Origin of the sequence: Labilibaculum manganireducens (assembly GCF_963665805.2) — a bacterium.
Lineage (GTDB): Bacteria > Bacteroidota > Bacteroidia > Bacteroidales > Marinifilaceae > Labilibaculum > Labilibaculum manganireducens.
In genome coordinates this window covers 3,592,733-3,618,685 of record NZ_CAXXEE010000003.1, presented here as the reverse complement: position 1 = coordinate 3,618,685, position 25,953 = coordinate 3,592,733, and the positions used below count along the sequence as shown (strand labels likewise).

Genomic DNA, 25,953 nt, shown 5'->3' with positions numbered 1-25,953 from the left:
ATAGTAGGGATACAAGTATATTGAATATAAAACGTTAAAAAATGTGAAAAATATGATTAATTACTTTTCGGTGCAAATTCTTTGTGCTCATGATTAATGGTTTGTTACTCCTGATTAAGAGATTTATTTTGTAAATGAAGGTGATAATTGTTTGTGCGTTTGGTTTGCTGTTCCTGTAAAACAAGATAGTTTGCAGTTGAGAACAGCTTGTCTTCTTTTAAATGAAAATGAATAAGGGGGGTAGCTTCTGATGTATTTTAAATATGATTACTTTAGGGGGTGCGAAAATGGAAGAGCATTGAGGCTTGTTCGTTTTCGCTTTAAATAATCATACAAAGGCGATATGCCATCCATAGTCTTCTGCAATTGGAGAAAAAGAAAAATAAAGGGAATTTTTTACGTTAGGTTATATTAAAAACCAAGATATGGCAACACCATTTAATTCGGAAAAAATAATCAGTCATAGAATTAATGAAGCTGAGATAAGTACTTTTTTGGTCGGATTTGATTTAAATGATGAAGGTGAAAAAAAATATCGTTTAAAACCGCTAATAGAAAAACTCACGCATGTAATCCATGAATTTGCATTTGGTTTTCATGAAGGCGGGAGTACTGATAACACGGAAACATTATCAAGATTAACAGAGGCTGCTAAATCAATTTATAAAATCGATTCATTTCAAAAAATCAAAGATATTTATGTAAATAATGGTGAGTTAGATGATGATATTGATGATAAATATTTAAGACGTGGAGAATTTGGTGAGTTAATATTACATCTGCTACTTCGTGACTTTCACAAGACAATACCATTACTTTCAAAAATTTATTTTAAAGATTCTTTTGGTCACACAGTACATGGGTTTGATGCTGTCCATATTCAAGAAGAAACTAAGACTTTATGGCTGGGAGAATCTAAACTTTATAAGGATGGAAAAAGAGGAATAAAGGAATTAGTAAAAGATATTGAGGAACATTTTAAAAGCGACTATTTAGAATCAGAGTTTTTAATTGTATCAAAGAAACTAAAGCATTTTGATAATATTCCTGAAAAAGATTATTGGTTAGATGTGATGTTAAAAACGACCAAATTAGCTGACCAACTTGAAGCAATAAATATACCGTTATTGTGTACCTACAACTCTGATTTATTCACAAGCTATGATGATGAAAATTCACATGAATTTATCGAAAAATACATTGCAGAAATGAAAGAATTGAAAGATTATTTTGATACTCATAATAATCATCCATTAAAAACTAAACTAAATATCATTCTAATTCTATTTCCCGTTCAGAACAAGGTGGAGTTAGTAAAAGGTTTACACCACAAACTGTCTTTATTACAAGTACTTGGAGAATAATGGAAAAAATAATAAGAGAAATAGAGACTAAAGCTTCTTTCAATTCAGAACAAACATTTGAATTGTATAAAATATGTTCTCAATTTATAATAGAAGATGAGCAAAGAGCTCAAAAGCTATTAGTAAATATTCTAAATAATCGTTCAAAATTTGATTCTGAGCTAAATCTAATTTTGACAGATCTTGTAGAGGCCGTTGGGTTTTATCCTTATTTATTAAAGGAAAATTTGCAACTAGATTCAACGGATGCACTTATTAGAAAAGAATATCACCACTCAGATAATCTTGACAAGTTTTTACATGAAGATCAAATGTATCTGTTGTCATTGCTAAATTCAGATAAGAATATCATTGTGAGTGCTCCAACAAGTTTTGGTAAAAGCTTACTTATTGAAGAGTTTGTTTCTTCAAAAAAATTCAAGAATATTATTATTATTCAACCAACTTTAGCATTGCTAGATGAGACTAGAAAAAAGCTTAAGAAATATGATAGCGACTATAAAATAGTCGTTCGAACCTCTCAAGAAGCAAGTCAAGAAAAGGGAAATCTTTTTCTTTTTACTGCTGAAAGGGTAAATGAATATGAGCAATTCCCGAATATCGATTTTTTAGTGATTGACGAATTTTACAAATTAAGTGCGAATAGGGATGATGAAAGAGCCGATTCTTTAAATAATGCGTTTAATTATATTCTTAAAACATTCAATAGTAAATTTTACTTGTTAGGTCCAAATATTGATGGTATTTCTCCTGGTTTTACAGAAAAGTATAATGCAATTTTTTATAAAACTAAATCTTCTTTAGTTGACACAAAGGTTATTGACCTATATACTCCGAATAAAGAAGTTTTTGATAAGACTACACACCATAGAAAGAAAGGATATAAAGAGGCTCTGGAAATAAAAGAAAAAAAACTTTTTGATTTACTGTTAACCAATAGTCATGAACAATCAATAATTTATTGTTCTTCACCTAATAGAGTTCGGGATTTATCCAAAAGGTTTTCAAAATATCTGATTGAAAAAGGAATAGAGAGCAGTAATAATGAATTGGATATTATTGAATGGATAAAAGAAAATATTTCACACGATTGGAGTTTAATTAATTTGCTAAATAATAAAATTGGAATTCATGATGGAGCACTTCAAAAGCATATTACATCTTCTATTATCAATTATTTCAACGAAGGAAATCTGAATTATCTTTTTTGCACAACGACCATAATTGAAGGGGTAAATACTAGTGCAAAAAATATAGTTTTTTATGATTCTAAAAAAGGTAGAAATACTCCTATTGATTTTTTTGATTATTCGAATATTAAAGGACGAGCTGGTAGACTTATGATACATTATACTGGAAATATTTACAATTTCAATCGCATTCCGGATAATGCACAAATAGTTATTGACATACCATTTTTTGAACAAAATCCAATTTCCAATGAAGTGCTTATTAATTTAATGGAAAGTGAAGTGATTGACACTGATAGTGTCCAATACAAGGCCATTGCTAGTATTCCAAATTTAGAAAAAGAGGTTATTAAAAATAATGGTGTAAATGTATTTGGTCAAAAAACAATCATTGAAACAATAAGACAAGATATAAAGACAAAGTATCATCTTATTTCTTGGAATAACTATCCAACAAAAGAACAACTTGAATATGTTTTAGGATTAGCTTGGAATAATCTGAGAAAACCAACTGAAACTGGTGGACAAATGACATTAAAGGCATTAGTAACAGTAACTCAAATTTATGGTTACAATCAAAGTATATGGAATTTGGTCGAAAATACTTTTTCATATTTAAGAAGTCTTCCACGTAGTAGTCATAAATCTGAATCCGAAATTAGGGATGAAGCCATTATGCAGAGTTTTCAAACTTTAAAACACTGGTTTGAATACAAAGTTCCTAAATGGCTATCGGTATTGAATTCAATTCAACAATTTGTATGTAACGAAAATGGGTTAAGAGCAGGAAATTATAGTTACTTCTCAAATTTGATAGAAAATGATTTTCTAAGAGAAAATTTAACCATTCTATCTGAATTTGGTATTCCGGGATCGGCGATTCGCAAACTCGAAAAATTAATTCCAGAAAATATTTCACAAGATGATGTTATTCAAAAAATAAGATCTGAAAGTCTATTCAATAATCCTATTTTTATAGATTATGAAAGAAATAAATTAAAAGAAAATTAATCTTAGTAAATACAACGGTTTGCTTCGTAGCATTAGTTAAGATACTATGTTTTATTCCTTATTATAAAATCTCCTCCCACCCGAGGAGATTTTTTTATGCCTTCATCTGAGAATATCCGCCATCATTCAAACTGTCATTGCGAAGCCGAAGCATGAGGCTGTGGCAATCTCAGCCAAATTGAGCGAATACCCCCTTTTAATAGTACCTAGGGAGAGGTATTTTGATCTGGACGGTTTGGTATGTGGTTTTTAAACCGGATAGGCTAGGGAGAGGTATTTCGAAAAAGAATCAGGTGAGGTTTTATATTTTGTAAAAGAACAAGATGAGGTTTTATATTTGTAAAGAGTAGGGAGAGGTGTTTTGTTTTGCTCCTATTTAGCTTTCTTCTAAATAAATTTTGGCGGAAATTATAGGGTGTAAAACTCTGGTGAGCAAGACAGTGAAGTTGGGAAGTTTTCAAAATATCTCTGCAAAGGCTTCCGTCTTTTAGTCCTCTTCTCATACACAGTAAACAAACAATCTCATTTCCTAAATCAAATTAGCAATGGCTAAATTTACCAAAGAAGATGCACTTAGCTATCACGAAGGCACACGTCCCGGAAAAATTGAAGTAGTACCCACCAAACCTCATTCCACCCAATTGGATTTATCGCTGGCCTATTCGCCGGGGGTTGCCGAACCCTGTTTGGCCATTGAGAAGAACCCTGGTGATGTGTACAAGTACACCGCGAAAGGAAATTTGGTGGCGGTGATCTCGAACGGAACGGCTGTTTTGGGTTTGGGCGATATTGGTCCTGAGGCCGGCAAACCGGTGATGGAAGGAAAAGGATTGCTGTTCAAGATTTTTGCTGATATCGATGTGTTCGATATTGAGGTAGATACCAAAGATGTGGATGAGTTTGTGAAGATTGTGAAGGGAATTGCGCCCACCTTTGGAGGTATTAATTTAGAGGATATAAAAGCACCCGAGTGTTTCGAGATTGAGGACCGGCTAAAAAAAGAGCTGAAAATTCCCGTAATGCACGACGATCAGCACGGAACAGCCATTATTTCGGCAGCTGCATTGCTGAATGCGGCCGAAATTCAGAACAAAAAACCGGGTGACATTCATCTGGTGGTAAACGGAGCCGGGGCATCGGCAGTGGCCTGCACGCGTTTGTATATTTCGCTTGGCGTTAAAAAAGAGAACATTGTAATGGTCGACAGCAAAGGCGTAATTCACGAATCGCGCAGCGATTTAAGTGCCGTTAAAAAGGAATTTGCTACCCGTAAAAATGTTCACACACTAAAGGAAGCCTTAGTAGACGCAGATATGTTTTTGGGTTTATCGGTAGCCGATGTGCTCACGCCCGAAATGATAATGTCGATGGCAGCCAGACCCATTGTTTTCGCCATGGCCAATCCAAATCCCGAAATTGATTACGATTTGGCCATGGAAACCCGTAAGGATTTAATTATGGCTACCGGCCGGTCCGATCATCCCAATCAGGTAAACAATGTGCTGGGTTTCCCGTTCATTTTCCGCGGCGCACTGGATGTAAAAGCAACGGCAATTAACGAGGCCATGAAAATTGCAGCTGTGCGGGCTTTGGCGGCTTTGGCAAAAGAGGATGTACCCGATATGGTGAACATTGCTTACGGAAAATTGAATTTAAATTTTGGTGCTGATTACATCATCCCCAAGCCACTCGATCCTCGATTACTTACCATAGTTGCTCCGGCAGTTGCCAAAGCGGCAATGGATTCGGGCATTGCGCACGCTCCGATTACCGATTGGGAGGTTTATAAACTGCAATTGGAAGAGCGTTTGGGCCGCGACAATAAGCTAATGAGGGCTTTAACCGATAAAGCCAGGCGGAGTCCGAAACGGGTGGTATTTGCCGAGGGAACTAATTTTAAGGTTCTGAAAGCAGCTCAAACCGTATTGCACGAAGGAATTGCTCAGCCTATTTTACTGGGGAATACGGAATACATCGAAAAATTAATTCAGGAAAACGATTTGGATTTGGGAAATGTACCTATTATTAATTGGCGGGGAGCAGAGGAAAGAACCCGAAGAGAGGAGTACGCAAAGGTATTGTTTCAGAAACGCAGCCGAAAGGGCTTAACCTATTCCGAGGCTCTCGATAAAATGACGGATCGTAATTATTTTGGTGCCATGATGGTTGAAATGGGTGAGGCCGATGCTTTTATCAGCGGATCTACTTCGAAATATTCTGAAGCCATTCGGCCGGCAATTCAAACCGTTGGTATTAAACCCGAAATCAATCACATTGCCGGCATGTATCTGATGATGACCAATAAGGGACCCATCTTTTTCTCTGACACAACGGTGAATCCCCGGCCTGAGGCACAAACTTTGGTCGATACCACTTTACTGACAGCCGAAGCGGTTCGCAAATTCAATATCGAACCGGTAATTGCAATGGTTTCCTACTCCAATTTTGGATCGATACGTGAGGGAAGTCCGGTGCGGGTGCAGGAGGCGGTGAAAATTTTGCATCGCGATTATCCTGATTTAATTGTGGATGGTGATATTCAGATGAATTTTGCATTGAATAACGAACTCAGAACCAAAATGTTTCCGTTCACGAAGTTGGGGAACCGGAAAGTAAATACGATTATTTTTCCGAACTTAAGCAGTGGCAATATTGCTTACAAAATTATGCAGGAGTTGGGTGGAGCAGAAGCAATCGGGCCAATTTTACTGGGAATGAATAAATCAATTCACATTGTTCCCCTCGAAAGTTCGGTTCGCGAATTGGTGAATCTGGTTACCATTGCTGTGGTGGATGCGCAGGGACAGTGACAAGTAACAAGTAGTAAGTTGCAAGTGGCAGGTGGCAAGTGGCAAGTGACAAGTAACAAGTAACAAGTGACAAGTAACAAGTGACAAGTAACAAGTTGCAAGTACTGCAAGTAACTAGATGCAAAATAAGTGCGAAGCTTCAGTTGAATATTTTATGATTTTCGCTGAAGCTTTTTCCATTAATTGATTCATTTGTTAGATGAATGATCGATAAATAACTTTTTTTTTCTTCATTCAATCCATGTAGGGAAGCGACTGAAATCGCTTTGTTTAAGATTACCAATACAGGATTCTATCGGAATGCGAAAATTGGATATTAAAATAAGATAAACAAAGCAGGCTTGTTTAATTTTCCTTATCCATTGAATATCAGTAAAAAAGATGCATTAGTCAGATAATAGTCTCCCCTTACCAAAATTGTTTAGATTCTGTCTAAGTAAAGAACCTTCAAATTTGTTCCTTAGCAAAAATCTCCCGAAATTTTATTTACCGTTCAAAGAATATGCGAATGGCATTGAAGAAAAAAAGCAGTCTGATTTTCTTTGACGAATAAAACCATTGTTTTTCGAAAGTTTTACTTTTCGATGAATGATTAGATGTAAAAAGATAACGGTACAACATCTTTCTGTGACCGAGGAAGCGAAGCTGTGCCCTATCAGATAGAAACCAACCGCTCCTCCACGAGAGTAGATACATATAGTCTTCAACCAACTATCGTCTATTTTCCTGCAGACCTTATTCACTTGTCAACCTTAACTCAACCACCATGCAAGCCATCAAAAGACCTTACTTTTGGCATGCGATCTATACCCGGTCGCGGGCTGAAAAGAGGCTCCATCAAGAATTGTGCTCGAAAGATATCGAGTGCTACCTTCCTTTACAAAAAGAGCTTCGACAATGGAGTGACCGTACGAAATGGGTGGAAGAACCCCTTCTTCGGTCCTATTTATTTGTGAAAGTCAGCGAAAGAGAATACTACAATGTAATTAACTCTGTTTTTGCAGTGAGGTATGTAACTTTCGGTGGCAAAGCTGTGCCTATACCCGAACAACAAATTGAAGCACTTCGACTTTTTTTAGAAGATAAAAACCGCAAGGTTGATCTTTGTTCAGATCATCTGGAAAAAGGAGAGTTGGTTGAAGTTGTTGCAGGCCCTCTAAAAGGCATTCAAGGCGAAATCACACAAATAAAGGGGAAGAATCGGATTGTTATCCGCTTCGATTCTTTAGGAACTTGTGTTTATACAGATATTAGTCTGGATACCATTAAACAAGTTCAACCAGTCACGCACTAAAATTTCAGTAAATCTTATGAATAAAATGGAAATAGTTACCACAATAGGTATGGGGTATATTGGCCTGCCTACGGCTGCTCTTATTGCGAACAGCGGTATGAGAGTTCATGGAGTGGATGTAAACCCAAAGGTAGTTGAGGCCGTGAACGAAGGCCGGATTATTATTGTTGAGCCCGATTTGGATGTTTTGGTAAAAAGAGTGGTGGAGGATGGTTATTTAAGCGCTCACCTGCAGCCCGTGGAAGCCGATGTGTATACTATTGCTGTACCTACTCCTTTTAAAGGAAATCATGAGCCGGATATTTCCTATGTGCTTGCTGCAGGCAATGCTGTTATTCCTTTACTGAAGGCGGGGGATTTGTTCATAATTGAATCAACATCTCCGGTAGGGACAACCGGGAAGGTAAGAGATTTGATTTATTCAAAACGTCCGGATCTGGAAGGAACAATTTTTATTGCTTATTGTCCGGAACGGGTATTGCCCGGCAATATTATTTATGAATTGGAACACAACGACCGGGTAATTGGTGGTATTAATGAAGAATCGACGGAACGGGCCTGTGAATTCTTTCAAAAATTTGTGACCGGAGAATTGCACCGGACCAATTCAAAAACTGCTGAAATGTGCAAATTGGTTGAGAATTCATCCCGCGATGTACAAATTGCTTTTGCCAACGAACTTTCAATTATTTGCGATAAGGCAGGTATTGATGTTTGGGAGTTGATTGAGTTGGCGAACAGGCATCCGCGGGTTACTATTTTAACTCCCGGCTGCGGAGTAGGAGGGCACTGCATTGCAGTTGATCCTTACTTTATTGTTTCGGAGTATCCCCTGGAAAGTCAGATCATTGGAAAAGCCAGAGAAATAAATAATTACAAGGCTTTTTGGTGTGTTGAGAAAATTAAGAATGCCAGTCTGCAGTTTCAGCTAAAACATGGATACGAACCAAAAATTGCTTTAATGGGAATGGCATTTAAGCCAAATATTGATGATTTGCGCGAATCGCCTGCCAAATACATTGCGCAAAAAGTAATCGGATCCGAACAGAACGGAATCCTGCTTGTTGAACCAAATATTGATTCACATCCTGAATTTGAACTCTCTGATTATAAAAATGCTTTTGATGCTGCAGATATGGTTGTTTATTTGGTTGCACACAGAGAATTTTATTCTTTACCGAAATCAAAGAACAAATTGGTTTTGGATTTTTGTGGAGTAACCAACAAGCAAACAGAAGATCTCGAAGCCGTGCGTGTTGAATCAGCTGTAAAGAGATCAGTCAATAAATAGGAATAAGTACTCAGTAATTAGCGGCAGGTCTTTTTAAATATACAACTTCTACTGTGCTGTTTTTCAGCTGCTGTTTATCAATTACCAGTTGTCATTACCGGTTACTGGTACTGTTTACTATCTACTGTTTACTATCTACTGAATACTATCTACTGAGTACTATCTACTAAGTACTATCTACTAAGTACTACTTACCAATGTACCGCTCAAGGACAACCACATTTTTAGGAGCGGAACAGTAAAAATTATTCACTTTTAAATGAACCGAATTATGAACGGGAATGGAAAATACAGGGTGTTATTGGTTTTTGGAACCCGCCCCGAAGCCATAAAAATGGCGCCGCTAGTAAAAGAATTTCAAAAGTATCCCGATGATTTTGAGACGATTGTTTGTGTAACCGGCCAACATCGCGAAATGCTCGATCAGGTACTTGATTTGTTTGATATTCAACCCGACTACGATCTTGAAATCATGAAGTCCGGTCAGGATTTATATGACATTACCAGCCGGGTTCTTATTGGAATGCGCGATGTGCTGAAAGAAGCCATACCCGATTTGGTATTGGTGCACGGCGATACATCCACTTCTGCAACAACGGCTTTGGCCGCTTACTATCAGCAAATAGCTGTTGCGCATATCGAAGCAGGACTGCGAACCAATAATTTGTATTCGCCATGGCCCGAAGAGGGCAATCGTCAAATTACCGGAAGATTGGCACAATGGCATTTTGCACCTACCATTATGGCTCAGAGAAACCTGATGGATGAAGGAATCAGCAAAAGCAGAATTGTTGTTACCGGCAATACCGTTATCGATGCTTTGCAGCTGACCCTAACCAAAATTCACCGTTCGTCGCGGGTGGTAATGAATATAATTAATGTGCTGCAGGCCAAAGGAATTCCTACCAGTTTGGTGGCCGACTGGGTATACCGTGCACGAAAAATGGTTTTGATAACCGGACATCGCCGGGAGAATTTCGGGAAGGGATTTTTAAATATCTGCGAATCGATTAAATTTTTAGCGGCGAAATATCCTGATGTCGATTTTGTGTATCCGGTTCATTTGAATCCGAATGTGCAGAAACCGGTTTACGAAATTTTGGGTAAGAATCCGGTGAACGGGGAGGCCGGTGTGAAAAACATTTTCCTGATTGATCCGATTGACTATTTGCCATTTGTTTACATGATGGATCTTTCTTACCTGATTTTAACCGATTCGGGAGGAATACAGGAAGAAGCTCCGTTTTTGGGGAAACCTGTTTTGGTGATGAGAGATACAACCGAGCGTCCTGAGGCCTTGTCGGCCGGAACAGTAAAATTGGTTGGTACTGATTCTTCCCGGATTATTGAAGCGGTGGAAATGCTTTTCGAGGAGGATGCCATTTACCGAAAAATGTCAACCGCCAGCAATCCTTACGGCGATGGAAATGCGTGTATCAGAATAGTACAGGAATTGAAAAAAGCGATTGCAGTTCGGGAAAAAATTGTTGCTTAACTACATTATAAATGTCCGAATTAAAGAGTCAAACCATTAAAGGAGTATTCTGGAGTTTCCTTGAAAAATTTGGAAGCCAGTTCATTCTTCTGATTTCTCAGGTTATACTTGCCAGACTGCTGGAGCCGGAAGATTTTGGTTTGATAGGGATGCTGGCCATCTTTATTGGAGTTTCCCAGGCATTTATCGATAGTGGATTCGATAATGCACTCATCCAGAAAAAGGATGTGAATCAGACGGATTATTCAACGGTTTTTTATTTTAACATCGCAATAGGTTTTGTACTCTACTTCCTGTTATTTGCTGCAGCTCCTTATATTGCCGACTTTTTTCATCAGCCTTTGCTGATAGATTTAACGAGGGTTGTTTGTCTTGTTTTAGCAGTAAACTCTTTTGGCTTAATTCATTTGGTGAAGTTTAAAATTGAAATGAATTTTAAATCCATTGCTCAGGTAGTGGTAATTGCCAATTTTTTATCGGCTTTTGTAGGAATAGGAATGGCTTTACTCAATTTTGGTGTTTGGGCGCTTGCAGGTCAAATTATTGGCATCTATTTTTTTAGAACTGTTTTGTTTTGGATAAAAAGTTCGTGGCTTCCCTCATTTATTTTTTCCATTCAATCTTTTAAACAGCTGTTTCGTTTTGGTTCTAAACTGCTGCTGTCCGGCATTATCAGTCAAACTTTCGAGAACATTTACTTAATGGTAATCGGACGAATGTTTTCAGCATCAGCTTTGGGATTTTACACGCAGGCAAAAAAACTGCAGCAGGTTCCGGTTACAACATTGGCACAGGTGGTGGGAAATGTAACCTTTCCGGCTTTTTCGAAAATTCAGGACGATAACGAAAAGTTGAAACAAGGATTCAGAAAACTGATTAAGCTTTTGGTCTTTATTAATTTCCCTCTGATGCTGGGACTGGCTGTGGTCGCCAAACCACTTTTGGTCTTAATTTTAGGTGCAAAATGGCTGCCGGCAGTACCTTATTTTCAGTTGTTGTGTATCGCCGGAATGATCTACACTTTGCACGCTTCTAATTTGAATATTTTAAAGGTAAAAGGCCGTTCTGATTTATTCTTGTACCTCGAAATTGTTAAAAAATCGATTGTGATACTTGCAATTATTATCGGATTGAATTGGGGAATAATGGGCTTGGTGATCGGCCAGATCTGTACCTCTTTCATAAGCTTTTTTATCAATGCTTTTTTTACAGGAAAATTGATTGCCTATACCATACCCAATCAACTTAAAGACATTAGTCAAACCTTTTTAATCAGTCTTTTAATGGTTGCTTTTATGATGACAGGTTGGTTGATCAATAATGAAATTCTTTCTCTCTCTTACCAGATACTTGTAGGTATCGGATCTTATTTACTGTTGGCAATAGCAACAAAACAAGAAGCTTTGACCGATGGATTACTGATTTTAAAAGAAGTAATACCCCTAAGAAGATGGAAAAACATAAAATATTAGTTACCCGGCCGCAATTGCCGCCATTAAATGAATTTATCCCTTTGTTAGAGGATATCTGGGACAGCAGGTGGTTGACAAATAATGGCAAATACCATCAGGAATTTGAAAAACAACTGGCCGTTTTTCTTGGAGTACCTTACGTATCCTTATTTTCGAACGGAACGCTGGCCTTAATGGCAGCCTTGCAGTGTCTGAAAATAAAAGGAGAAGTAATTACTACGCCATTCAGTTTTGTGGCCACAACCCACTCTTTATGGTGGAATGGAATAAAACCTGTTTTTGTTGATATTGAAGCTGATTACTGCAATTTGGATGCTAAATTGATTGAAGCTGCAATTACTCCTGAAACAACCGCAATATTGCCTGTTCACGTATATGGAAATCCGTGTGATGTTGATGAGATTCAGAATTTGGCCGACCGATATGGCTTGCGGGTAATTTATGATGCCGCTCATGCTTTTGGCGTGAAATACAAAGGGTCGAGTGTTCTGAATTACGGCGATTTATCCATTCTCAGTTTTCATGCCACCAAAGTTTTCAATACCATCGAAGGGGGAGCAATCATCTGTCATGATTTGAAAACAAAAAAGCGAATTGATTATTTGAAAAATTTTGGCATTGCTGATGAAACAACCGTTGTTGCTCCTGGTATTAATGCTAAAATGAACGAATTGCAGGCCGCTTACGGAATTCTGCAATTAAAATATTTCGATTCGGCAATTGACGGCAGACAGCACATTACTGAAAAATACCGCGATGGCTTGAAAGATATAGATGGGGTACGTTACCTCGAAAATCCGGTGGATGTTGATTACAACTATTCCTATTTTCCCGTTTTTATTGACGAATCGGAGTTCGGCAGATCGAGAGATGATGTATATGAAGAACTGAAAAAGCACAACATTTACGGCCGGCGGTATTTTTACCCTTTAATCAGTGAATTTTCAACATACCGGGGATTGCCGTCAGCAAAAGGTTTGGATATTGCTTACGAGATATCACGACAGGTAATTTGTCTTCCCTTGTATCCTGATTTACCCGATGAAGTAGTTGATACTGTTGTGTCTGTTCTTAAAGGGATGGCGCGGGTTGAGAGCAGAGAAATTCCTGTGAAGATATTGAGTCAAATTAAAAGAAAAATAGAGTAAAGCTATGAATAAGAAGAAGATATTACTACTTGGGGGTTCTTATTTTCAGGTGCCTTCTGTTCTTTCTGCAAAGAAGTTGGGCTATCACGCAATTACCTGTGATTTTGCGCCTGAAAATCCCGGGCATCAATATGCCGATGAATATTACAACATTAGCACTACGGATAAAGAACTGGTGCTCGAATTGGCTAAAAAACTGGAGATAGATGGTATTGTGGCCTATGCTTCGGATCCTGCGGCACCAACTGCCGCATATGTATCCGAAAAAATGGATCTGCCGGGGAATTCATACCAATCGGTGAAAATTTTGGCAGAGAAAGATTTGTTTAGGAATTTTCTTCAAAAGAATGGATTTAATCTGCCAAAATCGAAAGGATTTGAAAGCCTGGCAGATGCTTTGCTCGAAATTGATGATTTTTTATTTCCGTTGATGGTAAAACCTGTTGATTCATCGGGAAGTAAAGGAGTTCGAAAGATTCGTTCGGCGGGGGAACTGGTAAGCGCTTTTGAATATGCGATGAGTTTTTCAAGAACCAAAAGGATTGTGATGGAGGAGTTTCTTGTTAAGAAAGGACCGCAGATTCATGGTGATGTATTTGTGTGCGGAGGGAAAATATGCTTTTGTTATTTGGGCGATCACCATTTCGATGAAAAAGTAAATCCATTTGTTCCTTACTCTACAACATTGCCATCGATACATTCCGCAGCTGTTTTGAGCCGGATTGAACTGGAACTGCAGCGCTTATTCGATCTTCTTGCTATCAAGCAGGGAGCCTTTAATATTGAAGTTAGAATTGATGAGGATGACCGAATTTTTTTAATGGAAGCCGGTCCTCGCAACGGAGGGAATTTGGTTCCTCAGCTGGAGCAGTATGCAAGCGGATTTAATATGGTGAATGCAACTATTGAAGCAGCCATGGGAAAGAAAGTTATTGTTGATCATATTCACAAAAAAGGCTTTTTTGCTTACTATGTTTTGCACAGCGATCGGGATGGTCTGTTAAAAGAAATAACTATATCTCCGGATTTAACCGAAAATATTCTGGAGAAGCACATTTTTAAAAACACCGGTGATTCGGTGATATCCTTTCAAGGATCGAATGCAACCATTGGTGTTCTTTTACTGCAATTTTCGTCGGGGGATGAGATGTATGAAAAGATAAACAACAGCGAAAAATACATTCAGATTAAACTCGAATCGGAAGAAATAATTTTTGTGAACAATGCGAATACAAATCGGTTAGCAATTTAAGATGAAAGCAATTGGCGGCTATTTTGAGTTGGAAGTAGTTGGCGGACCGGGATATTACCCAGATCTGCTGCACTTGAATACCGGCAGAAATTGTCTCGAATATTTACTTAGGGCAGGTAATTTCAAAAAAATATATCTGCCGCGATTTTCATGTAAAGTGCTTTTGGAACCCATAAAAAAACTCAATATCGAGTTTGAGTATTATCGCGTCGATCAGAATTTAAATCCTGTTTTAGATTTTTCACCAAAGAAGGATGAGGTTGTGCTTTACATCAACTACTTCGGAATTAAAGATGCTGTGCTTGAGCAGTTGAGTCATCAGATCGAGAATCTGATTGTTGACAATTCGCAGGCATTCTTTTCAGATAAAACATCGGCTTTGGGAACATTTTATTCGGCCCGTAAGTTTTTTGGTGTTCCCGATGGAGCTTATCTGTCAAGCAATTTGGTTTTGGAGGAAGAATTGAAAATGGATTATTCGTGGGATAGAATGTCACATTTGCTAAAGCGTTTGGAATTGGGTGCAGAAAGCGGCTATTCCGATTTTCAGGAGAATAGTTTAAAGCTGTCGGAGCAGCCGATTCTGCAGATGTCGGAGCTAAGCAAGTCTCTTTTAAGTCACATTGATTATTCCGAAGTAAAACAAATAAGAGAAGAAAACTTTCGGTATCTGCATCAGCAACTGTCCGGTGTCAATCAATTCGATTTCTCCGATTTACTCGTAAATGGCCCAATGGTTTATCCGTTGTATGTGGAAAATGAAAATGTGAGAAAGGAATTACTTCAAAATAAAATATTTACAGCCTGCTATTGGCCAAATGTGTTGGAGGAATGTCCGGCAGATAGTTTGGATTACAAGCTGGCAAAATACATACTTCCTCTTCCTGTCGATCAGAGATACAACAGAGAAGATATGGAGCGGATTTGTAAAGTATTACTGGCTGTGTTATAAAAAAAACATTCAATAAATTCATAAAATATGACGACCCCTTTTGTTAGTATAAAAACGATTACCTACAATCATGAAAAATTCATTGCGCAGTGCATTGAAGGAATCATGATGCAGAAAACCAATTTCCCGTTTGAATACATTATTGGTGAGGATTGCAGTACAGACGGTACAATGAAAATTGTTCAGGAATATGCGGACAAATATCCTGATGTAATCCGGATCATCACCGATGAAAAAAATGTGGGCGCAGCTGCAAATGATCATAGAACTGACCTTGCCTGCAAAGGGAAATATGTTGCTTTTTGTGAAGGTGATGATTTTTGGACCGATCCGCATAAACTGCAAAAGCAGGTTGATTTTTTAGAAGCCAATCCTGATTACGGAATGGTGCACACCAATCTTTCGTGTGTTAAAGACGGCAAAATAATAAAGAGTCTTCGGGGCGGGGAAATGTTACCGACGGGCAATGTTTTAGACGATGTATTAAAGGGAAATCACATTGCAACGGCAACAGTGTGCATGAAAAATGATTTGCTTCAACAAATTAATATCGGGAAGAAAATTGTTGATGAAAAATGGAAAATGGGGGATTATCCGTTATGGATTGAAACAGCTGCCGCAACAAAAGTTCATTACATGAAAGACGATACCATTACTTATCGGATTCACGACGATTCGGTGACCCATAAATTAGATTGGAATGGAGATTATCGTTTTTTTAAAGACAGATATCTTATTAAAAAATATTACATCGGGAAATTTAATCGTGAGCATTTACTGCCTTATATATCAAACATTTATCATAGGGAACTTTTGAAATATGCTATTTTCTTAAAAAAAGAGGATTTAAGGGAGGAGTGCAGTACCTATTTTAAGGAAAAAGCCAAAGGGAATGAGTATTTGTACCGAATACTTTCCAGATACAAAATGTTCGATTCTATTTTTTGTTTTTTGTATACATCCAGAAAGAAACTTAAGATTATAGCTTAGGGCAATTTAAACCTCTGTGACTGGTAAATATTGTGATGCTAGATAGTTAAAAAATAAGGGTGATATGTGTTTGCAAGGAAAGAGGTTGTTAATACTTGGTGGTGCTGCTTTTCAGATCTCAAGTATTTTGCGTGCAAAATTAGCTGGATATTATGGAATTTGTTAATTCGCTGATATAAATATGAAGTACATTGAAACAGGATTTTGGATGCTGGCTTTTTTTATTGCTCTTTTTTTAAAGAGTTATACAATTGGCGGTCAGGAAATGGCTTACATTTGGAAATTGCCTTTACTTATTTTTCTATTTGTTGGTGTTCTGGGGCAAAAAGTCCATTTCAATTTTTTGATTCTCGGCTATCTTTTCGCGATTAAGAATCTGGTGAATACCTCTTTTTTCGATTATCCGGTTGACTCCATTATCAATTTCTCTAAATACCTAACCATACCCTTGGTGGTTCATTGGATTTATTTGAATATCAACAGTGTCGAAAGCCTGAAGAAATTACGGATGTTGCCGGTTTATCTGGCCAGCTTTCTTATTGTTTCAAATATTCCTTACTATTTGGGTGTTTTTTCGGCTCCGGTAAGTAAAACCATGCTTTGGATGGAGGACTCCTCTTTGGATGGTTTGGTTGGCATATTGGGAGCGCCGCATTATACCTCGGCTTTATTATCCATCGCCTGCATTGTAATTCTTGAGTTTATCGTTAAAAAAAGAGGCGGTATGCTGCTGAATTTAGTATTGGGGCCACTTTTAGTTTTAGGATTATTCTTTCTTTTCAAAACCTACACGCGAACCGGATGGCTCATGTTTGTGTTTGGAGTCAGCATTCTTTTTGTACGAAAAATTACTTTTAAAGAAGCGGGTAAAATATTGGCTCTTAGTGTTCTTTTATTTGCGGGTCTTGTTGTGTTGTATCAAACCAACGAAGGTTTCCGCCGCAGAGTGACGGACGACAGGGCCGGGCAGGAAGATAAACCGGCTTACGAAACAGTAGGTTCCGGGCGATTGCAGATTGCCGCGGTTTATTTGGAAAATTTGTACGAAAGTAATTTCGTTACCTATTTAGTGGGAATGGGCATGCAGGAATCACAAAACAGGTATGAGAAAAAGGATGGAATGCCACTCTTTGCACACAATGGTTTTGTACAAACTTTAGTCGATAACGGAATACTGGGTTTCCTGCTTTATTTGGTTTTTCTCTATGCCATTTTCAGAGAAATTGCTCCTGCAAAAAGCAGTTACAATCAATTGACAGCAGCAATCTTTTTCATGTTTATTTCCTGTTTGGTAACCCAGCAGGCAAATTACTTTTTATTGGATCTGTTTCTTTCTCTGTTCATCGGAATTTCATTGATAGAAGATAGGATCAACCGTTACCTTGAAATAAAACATCGGCTCGCATCGTCCGATTCGATGACTCACTCAACTACAATTTAAAACATGTATCATTTTCGCTTTATCACTTTAAATGATCTCAAGGAGATTGGTTATACAGGGGATTTCCCAAGTAATCAGTTCAACTGGATTTACAATTGGTTTTCTGTTTTCGAAAAAGTTGAAAACAATGTGTTTGGATACAATAAAAAGGCCTGCATTATAGCTGCTTATAAAGATGATCAGCTTGCTGCTGTAGTTCCGCTTGTGAAATTATACCGGACTTATTTTAAAGTGGTGAAAATTGAATTTTTAGAATTTATGGGACAGCAGTGGTCCTGCCTCGGCAATGATATTATAAAGTTTGGTGATCTGGAAGAATGCTTTTCATCTGAATTGATTTCGTGGATAAAAACCAATATTAATTTTCATTTTTTATTTCTCAAATACTTGCCCGAATCATCGGTTTTGGCCAATAAGTATCGGCTGTTTCATTACGCTGGTGCTCCTTTTGTGCAAGTAGGCAAATATGATAGTTATGAGGAGTTCTCGGATGCGGTATATGCAAGAAAATTTCGCGAAGATTTGGGCAGAACTTTTCGAAAAATTAAAAAAGATGGTTTTGAGTTCGAGCTAAGTTATGAGAAAATAAATGATAAGAGTTTATCTGAAATTAGACGAATTGCGAAATCGAAAGAAGTTGATGGGAAAAGTTTTTTGTACGAAGATGCTGAAAAAGAACAGTTTCATTTAAAAATGTATGAAAAATTTCCTTCGCAGGTCGTGTTTGTCAGGTTTAATCAGCAAGTGGTAGCGTATGCAACATGTATCGATTGGAATGGAGAAAGAATTGGGATTGATGGTGCCTTTGATCGGGATTACCGAAAATATGGTGCAGGAATTCATTGCTTAGATGCGGTTATAAAGAATAGTTTTAGTGAAAAAAAGCTGAAAATGTCGTTTGGTATGGGATTAGACACTTATAAATTTCAATTTACCAATCAGATTGACCGCTATTATATGTGTTTCGATTATAAACTTCGCTTAAAATCCTTACTTGCATTGCCTTACTTTAAATACAGGTTAAAAAAGGAAGATCAGCAAGTAATTAAAAATCTTCAAAATATAAACGGCAATGGAAGGATTTAAGAAAATACTTGGAGATATTTTGGGAATGGTTCTGCTTTTACTTTTTAAAAGTTATGGATTGAAAAAGTTCGATAAACATGTTTTGTCCATCTATTTTCACAACCCGTCCCCTTTCTTGTTTCAAGGAATAATTCGGTTTTTAAAAGCTCATAATTTTCATTTTATCAGTGAGAAAGAATTGTATGATTTTGCGCTTGGCAGAGATGAGTTGAAGGAAAGGAAAGCCTTTGTTTCGTTTGATGATGCCTGGAAAGGGAACTTAAAGTTGATTCCTGTTATTGAGAAATATCAAATTCCAATTTCAATTTTTACACCCGTTAAACCGGTTGTGTCGGGAAATTATTGGTGGGAATATGTTCCTTATTTAAAAAGTAAGCATCCCGAAATAAATGGTGCAGATGATTTAAAAAGGATGAAAAACAGTCAGCGAATGGAATATGTTCGAAATGCTGCTGCTGAACGAATTTTAAAGAGATCGGCTGTAAATCTGAAAGAACTGGAATATTTGCACAAGCATCCGCTTGTAACCATCGGATCGCATACCTATCATCATCCAATTGGTATTCAATGCAGCGATGAGGAACTGGCATTTGAGTATTCCGAATCGAAAAAGATTTTAGAGAGCTGGTTGAAAACGGAAATTAATTCATTCGCATATCCAAACGGCGATTACGATGAAAGAGATTTTGAATTCTTAAAAAAGAATGGCTATAAAATGGCTTTTACTACAAGTCCAAATCTTAGCCGGGAAAATAATGGAATGTACGAACTCCCCAGAATTTCTATCAATACAAAAGGAGGGAAGTACGAGAACATTGCACGCATGTTGGGTTTGTGGCATCAGTACATTCAGCCTTTGCAATTGAAATTAAAATCAGAAAACAGGAAAGTCAGTGTTCAAATCATAGATCAGTATTCTTGAAAATGAAACTGTTTTTCACCTTATAAACTTCATATTACATTTCTAATGAAAGAAGTATTATTTATTGCTCCGGGAAATACAAAAAGTAAAGGTGGAATCGGCTTGTGTGTAAATAATTATTCGAAACACATCAAACCATTTAAGCTGATTGTTACTCATCGATTCAACTCAAAAGTGTTGAATAGTATTTGGTTTCCTGCTTGTGTAATTGAATTGATACTTCGCCTTTTAAACGATTCAGACATTAAAATTATTCATATTCACGGAGCATCGAAAGGCAGTTTTTACCGCAAATACATTCTGTTCTCGATTGTTCACAGGCTGTTTAACAAGAAACTGATCTATCATATCCACGGAGGTGGGTTTCGCGATTTTTATTTGGAATCACCGGTATTTATACAAAAGAGAATTCGTTACGTAATTCAGTCTGCCGATGTTGTTTTTTGCCTGACTGAAAAATGGAAGCATTTCTTTTCCAGCGCGTTTCATCCGAAGCGGATTGTGATTTTAAACAACATGATTATTCCTCCGGCCGAACCCAATAAAATAGTGTTGAATGGCAAACTTCAGTTTCTCTTTTTGGGCTTAATTGGTGACAATAAGGGAATATTTGATTTATTAAAAACCATTTCGAAAAACAGAACCAATTTTGAGGGGAGACTATGCTTAAAGATTGCCGGTAATGGAGAAGTGGCCCGGCTAACGAAATATATTTCGAGATGGAAATTAGAGAATCTGGTACAATTTGAAGGTTGGGTAGATGCAGAGAAAAAAGATCAGTTGATGCGCTCATCGCACATTTTTATTTTGCCTTCCTACAAGGAAGGATTGCCCTTATCTATTTTGGAAGCAATGAGTTATTCGCTTCCAATCATATCAAGTAATGCCGGAGGTATCCCTGATTTAATTTACAAATACAAGAATGGCATTTTAGTGGATGCCGGAAATGAGGAAGGGATAAAAAAAGCCATTTTAAATTTACTAAACAATCATAATTTGATACAGATTTACTCTGAAAGGTCGGCAAAAGGGAGTGTTGACTTCTATCCACAAAGCGTTTTAAAAACTCTATTTTCAATTTACCATGAACTACAGAGCAGTAAGGGATTACTTATTGAGCAAAATTAAGTTTGGTTACCGGTTTTCGAAAGAATTACAGCGGATAGCCGACTTATACTCAATTAGCGAATCTCAATTATTAGAACTGAAAAATCAGGAATTTGTAAAGCAATATCAAAATGCATTTACCAATTCTAAATTTTATAATAAGCTTTATCAGGAGCACGGATTGCACTTAAATTCAATCCAGTCAACCGATGATGCAAAATTGATTCCAATCATCACAAAAGAAGATATACGCCATAGGGTGGATGATTTGCTAACCTGTAATAAATTGTTTGTTTATACCGCTTATACCAGCGGAACAACCGGATCGCCGTTAAAGCTGTACCGCGATTATCAATCGGTTTGTAAAGAATATTCTTACGGATACTATTTTCAAAGTATGCACGGGTATCAGTTGGGCGATAAAGTGATTTCTATCAAAGGAGATTTAGATCAAAGTGAAATTTCCAGATACGATCGTTCATTAAATACCCTTCACTTGTCGAGCTATAATCTGAATGAAAAAAATATTAAGAAGTATTACCGGTTAATTAAAGATTTCGGACCCAAGGTAGTAAAGGCATATCCATCCTCTCTGCAGATTCTTTCGGTAGAACTGTACAAAGCAGGACTCGATTTACAGATCCCGCTGGCTTTTACTTCTTCCGAAGTGCTGCACGATTTTCAACGAAGTATTATTGAAAAGATTCTGCACACAAAAATTTTCGACTGGTATGGGAATTCCGAGCAGACGATTTCTTTGGGACAGGTGAAGGAAGGTTTGTATCAGGATATTCCTTTGTATGGTCATGTTGAGGTGCAGGAAAAGTGCATTATTACTACGGGTTTTATTAATAAGTCTTTTCCGTTGATTCGTTACAAAATTGATGATGTGATAAAACTGAAGTGCGGCAGCAGCTGCATTCGTTGTTGTACCAGCCGAATTTTAGGACGGGACAATCAGTATGTGTTGTTGAAAAACGGGCAGCAAATCGGCCTGTTGGATCATGCCTTTAATTTTAGCAATGTAAAGAACATTCTGGGAGCACAAATCGTTCAGAATGTGGCAGGTGAAATCAATTTGAATATCATTCCCGATGAGAATTTTACGGAGACGAATAAAGCGAACCTCATTAAGAATTTAACTCAGCTTTTGGGTGCTGATTGTAAGATTCATTACAAAGAAATTGGCGAAGACCAAATCATTAGAACAGTATCAGGGAAGTATAATTTGATGGTTTCAAACCTCAGTTCTCAGAAGGGAAATCAGGTGATCAGAGAAATTATGCAGGAGACTTAAACCATATCGAATATGACTTATCGATTAATCAAAGATTTGATTGCTTATAAAATTAAGTTTGGAAGCGGGTTCGAAAAAGAGCTCAAAAAGATTGTTGATTTGAGCACTTGTTCGGAACAGAAATTACTGGATTTAAAAGAGAAGGAGTTTGTAAAACAATTTCGGAATGCTTTTGAGAATTCTAAATTCTATAAAAATCTGTATCAGTCTCATGGATTAACTATTGATTCGGTTAAAAATTTATCGGATGTAAATAAATTACCAATCATCAATAAATCGATTGTTAAAAAAAACAGTGCCGATATTTTAACCAAATCAAGGTTAATGGTTTTTAAAGCCTATTCGAGTGGTACAACAGGAACACCTCTTCAGGTATACAGAGATTTTTCATCAACAATAAAAGAGTATGCATACGGACATTTTTTCCAGCAAATGCACGGTTATCATTTGGGTGATCCTGTTGTTTCTCTTCGAGGTGTACTGGATCGGAATACAGTTTCTTATTTCGATAAAAGCAATAATGTTTTGTACATCTCCAGCTTTCATTTGGGGGCGGATGAAATTGGCAGAATTCATAAAATGATTACGGATTTTCAGCCTAAAGTAATAAAGGCATATCCAAGTTCTATGCACATATTGGCCACAGAGTTGTACAAAGCCAATTTGGAATTAAACATTCCGCTTGCATTTACCTCTTCGGAGGTACTGCACGATTTCCAAAGAGAAATAGTAGAGAAAGTTTTCCATACCAAAATATTCGATTGGTATGGAAATGCAGAGCAAACAGTTGCTTTTGGGCAGTTTAATGATTCTTATTATCATGAGTTTCCATTGTATTCTCATACCGAATTTGCCGACAATCATTTAATAACAACCGGATTTATCAACAGAGCATTTCCTTTAATTCGTTATAAGGTAGATGATATAATTCAACTGGCACCCACAAGTAACGGAGCCTGTGTGGTTCAAAAAATAGAAGGTCGTGATGATGATTATGTGATTTTAAAAGATGGTCAGCGAATTGGACGATTGGATTTGGCATTCAAGAAAATAAATCAGCTTCTGGCGGCTCAAATTATTCAAAATACCGTGGGAGAAATAACTGTAAATCTGGTTCCAGATAAAGGGTTTACAAACTTAGAATGCACCCAATTGGAACAAAACTTAAGAGCTTTATTAGGGGCTGATTGCAGAATCAGGTTTGAAAAAATTGAAACAAAGGGACTGATAAGAAGCGGCAGAGGGAAGTTTAATTTAGTTGTATCTCAAATTGAAAAAAAATGAGCCTGATTCAGAAGCAGATTGTGATTGTTGGTGCAGGGCCACAAGCTTTATTCTTGTTGAGGGAATATAGTCGGATAGGATATTTGGTTACTATACTGGGGCGCAAAAACGAAATTGCCATGTATTCCCGTTACGGCATAAAATTAATTGTTGATACAGAAGAGGATTTGATTCATAAATTAACGGGTTTGGCTTCCAAAAACAGCATGCAGGATTGTATTGTTGCGAGTGGTTTTTACCTGTCTTTTCTGATGAAGCATTTTCCTGAGTTTTTCACTCTTTTTAATGTTGTACCTAAAGATAAAGAGGCTTTATCTATTTTTTTGAACAAACTAAATACCTATCAATTGGCTGAGGAGATTGATTGTAAATATCCAAAATCAGTTCTTCTAAGTCAATTGAATCACGATACCGATTACAAGAGTTTTACATTTCCGCAAATTGTAAAGTGGAATCAGGATATCTATTTGTATGAAAAGCCAGCCTTTAAAACCTGTTTGGTGCAAAATATAAAAGATCTAAAAAATCTCAATCAAACTCTTATCGATCGGGAGAAACAATCGCTGGTAATGCAGGAGTTTTTGGGAGCAGATTTGCAAAATAATTTTTCCTATGGTGCTTATTTCGATCGGGGAAATTTAGTGGCAGGAATTTGTGTGAATGAAGTCCGGCATTATCGTTCGGGAGTCTCTTCGGTGGTGGAAGAATATCGTGGCGAATTTGCCGAAATTATAGAAGAAAAATCCATTCAATTAATTGGCAAAACATTATTTACCGGTTTTTTAGATGTTGAATTTAAGATTTTTAATGGGGAACCATATCTCTTGGAGGTAAACCCCCGGCCATTTGGTTTTATCCGGATCATGAAACTGAAATATCCTGATTTGATCCCCTATATTTTAGGCGAGTGTGTCAGCAATCAAAAGAATTCCAAACAGGTTCAATGGATGAATGTTCTGCGCGACATGGTTTTAATTGCCAAAAACCCGGGAAAGATATTGCACATGTTCTCAGTCCTGTTCAACTTCAGCAGCAGAACCTTTGATGTGTGGGATATAGGTGATTTGAAACCGTTTTTCCGACAGGTGAAACGCTGAAAGTTCATTGAGTAGACCTGAACAAATCCGAGAATAACCAGTACATAATCAATTTTGAGTGTTGCAGAGCTCATTTTGAATGTTGCAGAGTTTATTTTGACTGTTACAGAGCTCATTCTGCGTGTTGCAGAGTCCATTTTTGGCTTGCAGAGCTCATTCTGCGTGTTGCAGAGTCCATTTTTGGCTTGCAGAGCTCATTCTGCGTGTTGCAGAGTCCATTTTTGGCTTGCAGAGCTCATTTTGCGTGTTGCAGAGTCCATTTTGAGCTTGCAGAGCTCATTCTGCGTTTGCAGAGTCCATTTTTGAGTACTAAAAGCAATCCTCCTTAAAAATAATATCTAACCACTAATATCATTAAAATCTCATGACGTCTCTCTGCCTAACGCTCGACTACGAACTTTTTGGTTCTGGTCGCGGTAATGTGTTTCAGCACATTATTGAACCAACCAATAGAATGTTGAGCATTTGCGAACAGCACAACATCAAGCTGACTATATTTTTTGAAGTGGTAGAATACTGGAAGCTGAAGGAAGCTTACGAGAGTGGAATTACAATGGGCTATTCGTCGAATCCTGCTACAGCCATGAAAGAGCAAATACAGAGAGCTTATCAATTGGGGCACGATGTACAATTGCACCTGCATCCGCAATGGATTGATGCAAAATATGAAAAAGGGGAATGGCAGCTGAATCTGGATTACTGGAGGTTGCCGGAGGTGCCCGATCAGCCGGATGAAACCATTAGCATGGGATTGTCGGAGTTAATCCGAAAAGGCAAAGAGACTTTAGAGTCCATTCTGCAAGCTGTAAATCCGGAGTACAAGTGCAACATACTTCGGGCAGGAGGATACAATATCGATCCATCGGAACGATTGCTGAAGTTTCTTAAACAGCATTCCTTTATTGCGGATAGTTCGGTTTATTATGGTGGAAAAGCGGAAGGCAATTTATCTCGCTACGATTATTCGGATATTTTAGAAACCAAAGCTTACTGGTATGCATCCAATAATTCTTTGATGAGTTCAAACGGCATTGGCAGTGGATTTTTGGAATTGCCGATTTTTGCTCTAAAGCGAAGACGAATTCTAAAATACGATGCAGTACGAATAAAATCTGCAATGCAGAACAAAGTCAATTCCATAGAGAAATTTAAAAACAACAGCGCAAAGAAATCAAAATGGGAGACGGTTCAGTTTTTGCTTCAGGAAGAGGCCTTAACCTGGGATTTTTGTTTGTTCTCGAAAGGAAAAATGAGAAACTTTTTAAAAGCGGCAATCAGGCTTCAGAAACATTCAGCAATGCTGTTTCATCCCTTTGTTTTGGTCGGACATCCAAAGGATTTCTACTATCCGGATGCCTTGCTTTATTTGGCCAAACAAGCAGGGAAAAGGGAAATTGCATTCCATACTTTAAGCGGATTACTTGTAAAAATTAATCAAGAGACAGTTTAG

At 37.4% G+C, this 25,953-nt stretch carries 19 protein-coding genes; all 19 read left to right on the top strand.

Features of this window, described 5'->3' with window-relative positions:
- Positions 1 to 425 precede the first annotated feature (425 nt).
- The 19 genes from ACHZAX_RS14000 to ACHZAX_RS13910 all read left to right on the top strand — a co-directional run bounded on the left by ACHZAX_RS14000 (position 426) and on the right by ACHZAX_RS13910 (position 25,953).
- Positions 426 to 1,364 carry a HamA C-terminal domain-containing protein gene (locus tag ACHZAX_RS14000; RefSeq protein WP_320019568.1) on the top strand — a complete coding sequence of 313 codons (939 nt, stop codon included), beginning with the start codon at positions 426 to 428 and terminating at the stop codon, positions 1,362 to 1,364.
- On the top strand, positions 1,364 to 3,565 hold the full coding sequence (locus ACHZAX_RS13995; RefSeq protein WP_320019567.1) for a DEAD/DEAH box helicase: 2,202 nt from the start codon (positions 1,364 to 1,366) through the stop codon (positions 3,563 to 3,565). Before ACHZAX_RS14000 ends, ACHZAX_RS13995 begins: the two co-directional genes overlap by 1 nt.
- 545 nt (positions 3,566 to 4,110) lie before the next feature.
- Complete coding sequence (locus ACHZAX_RS13990; RefSeq protein WP_320019566.1) at positions 4,111 to 6,375, top strand: NADP-dependent malic enzyme; 2,265 nt, start codon at positions 4,111 to 4,113, stop codon at positions 6,373 to 6,375.
- Positions 6,376 to 7,141: 766 nt separating this feature from the next.
- Positions 7,142 to 7,669 (top strand): UpxY family transcription antiterminator, encoded by a 528-nt coding sequence (locus ACHZAX_RS13985; RefSeq protein WP_101308960.1) that lies wholly within the window; start codon positions 7,142 to 7,144, stop codon positions 7,667 to 7,669.
- Positions 7,670 to 7,685: 16 nt separating this feature from the next.
- Positions 7,686 to 8,960 carry a UDP-N-acetyl-D-mannosamine dehydrogenase gene (gene wecC, locus ACHZAX_RS13980; protein WP_320019565.1) on the top strand — a complete coding sequence of 425 codons (1,275 nt, stop codon included), beginning with the start codon at positions 7,686 to 7,688 and terminating at the stop codon, positions 8,958 to 8,960.
- Between the two features lie 259 nt (positions 8,961 to 9,219).
- A complete protein-coding gene (wecB, locus tag ACHZAX_RS13975) occupies positions 9,220 to 10,455 on the top strand; it encodes a non-hydrolyzing UDP-N-acetylglucosamine 2-epimerase (protein WP_320019564.1) in 1,236 nt (411 codons plus the stop codon).
- A gap of 11 nt (positions 10,456 to 10,466) precedes the next feature.
- Positions 10,467 to 11,927 (top strand): MOP flippase family protein, encoded by a 1,461-nt coding sequence (locus ACHZAX_RS13970; RefSeq protein ID WP_320019563.1) that lies wholly within the window; start codon positions 10,467 to 10,469, stop codon positions 11,925 to 11,927.
- Positions 11,906 to 13,075: a DegT/DnrJ/EryC1/StrS family aminotransferase gene (locus ACHZAX_RS13965; protein ID WP_320019562.1), complete on the top strand. Its 1,170-nt coding sequence runs from the start codon at positions 11,906 to 11,908 to the stop codon at positions 13,073 to 13,075. The genes ACHZAX_RS13970 and ACHZAX_RS13965 overlap by 22 nt, the downstream gene beginning before the upstream one ends.
- Before the next feature lie 4 nt (positions 13,076 to 13,079).
- The gene (locus ACHZAX_RS13960; protein WP_320019561.1) at positions 13,080 to 14,327 is read left to right on the top strand and encodes an ATP-grasp domain-containing protein; all 1,248 of its coding nucleotides are present in this window, start codon (positions 13,080 to 13,082) and stop codon (positions 14,325 to 14,327) included.
- 1 nt (position 14,328) lies between these two features.
- Entirely contained in the window at positions 14,329 to 15,279 is a 951-nt protein-coding gene (locus ACHZAX_RS13955) for an aspartate aminotransferase family protein (protein ID WP_101308965.1), read from the top strand.
- 27 nt (positions 15,280 to 15,306) lie between these two features.
- Complete coding sequence (locus ACHZAX_RS13950) at positions 15,307 to 16,269, top strand: glycosyltransferase (RefSeq protein ID WP_101308966.1); 963 nt, start codon at positions 15,307 to 15,309, stop codon at positions 16,267 to 16,269.
- A 181-nt stretch (positions 16,270 to 16,450) separates the two neighbouring features.
- The gene (locus ACHZAX_RS13945; protein ID WP_320019560.1) at positions 16,451 to 17,710 is read left to right on the top strand and encodes an O-antigen ligase family protein; all 1,260 of its coding nucleotides are present in this window, start codon (positions 16,451 to 16,453) and stop codon (positions 17,708 to 17,710) included.
- A 3-nt stretch (positions 17,711 to 17,713) separates the two neighbouring features.
- A complete protein-coding gene (locus ACHZAX_RS13940; protein WP_320019559.1) occupies positions 17,714 to 18,796 on the top strand; it encodes a GNAT family N-acetyltransferase in 1,083 nt (360 codons plus the stop codon).
- Positions 18,783 to 19,718, top strand: a complete 936-nt coding sequence (locus ACHZAX_RS13935; protein WP_320019558.1) for a polysaccharide deacetylase family protein — start codon at positions 18,783 to 18,785, stop codon at positions 19,716 to 19,718. The genes ACHZAX_RS13940 and ACHZAX_RS13935 overlap by 14 nt, the downstream gene beginning before the upstream one ends.
- Before the next feature lie 45 nt (positions 19,719 to 19,763).
- Positions 19,764 to 20,846 carry a glycosyltransferase family 4 protein gene (locus ACHZAX_RS13930; protein ID WP_101308971.1) on the top strand — a complete coding sequence of 361 codons (1,083 nt, stop codon included), beginning with the start codon at positions 19,764 to 19,766 and terminating at the stop codon, positions 20,844 to 20,846.
- The gene (locus ACHZAX_RS13925) at positions 20,803 to 22,122 is read left to right on the top strand and encodes a phenylacetate--CoA ligase family protein (RefSeq protein WP_320019557.1); all 1,320 of its coding nucleotides are present in this window, start codon (positions 20,803 to 20,805) and stop codon (positions 22,120 to 22,122) included. Before ACHZAX_RS13930 ends, ACHZAX_RS13925 begins: the two co-directional genes overlap by 44 nt.
- 12 nt (positions 22,123 to 22,134) lie before the next feature.
- Positions 22,135 to 23,406: a phenylacetate--CoA ligase family protein gene (locus ACHZAX_RS13920; RefSeq protein WP_320019556.1), complete on the top strand. Its 1,272-nt coding sequence runs from the start codon at positions 22,135 to 22,137 to the stop codon at positions 23,404 to 23,406.
- Positions 23,403 to 24,503: a hypothetical protein gene (locus ACHZAX_RS13915; RefSeq protein ID WP_320019555.1), complete on the top strand. Its 1,101-nt coding sequence runs from the start codon at positions 23,403 to 23,405 to the stop codon at positions 24,501 to 24,503. The genes ACHZAX_RS13920 and ACHZAX_RS13915 overlap by 4 nt, the downstream gene beginning before the upstream one ends.
- A 364-nt stretch (positions 24,504 to 24,867) precedes the next feature.
- Positions 24,868 to 25,953, top strand: a complete 1,086-nt coding sequence (locus ACHZAX_RS13910) for a polysaccharide deacetylase family protein (RefSeq protein ID WP_320019554.1) — start codon at positions 24,868 to 24,870, stop codon at positions 25,951 to 25,953.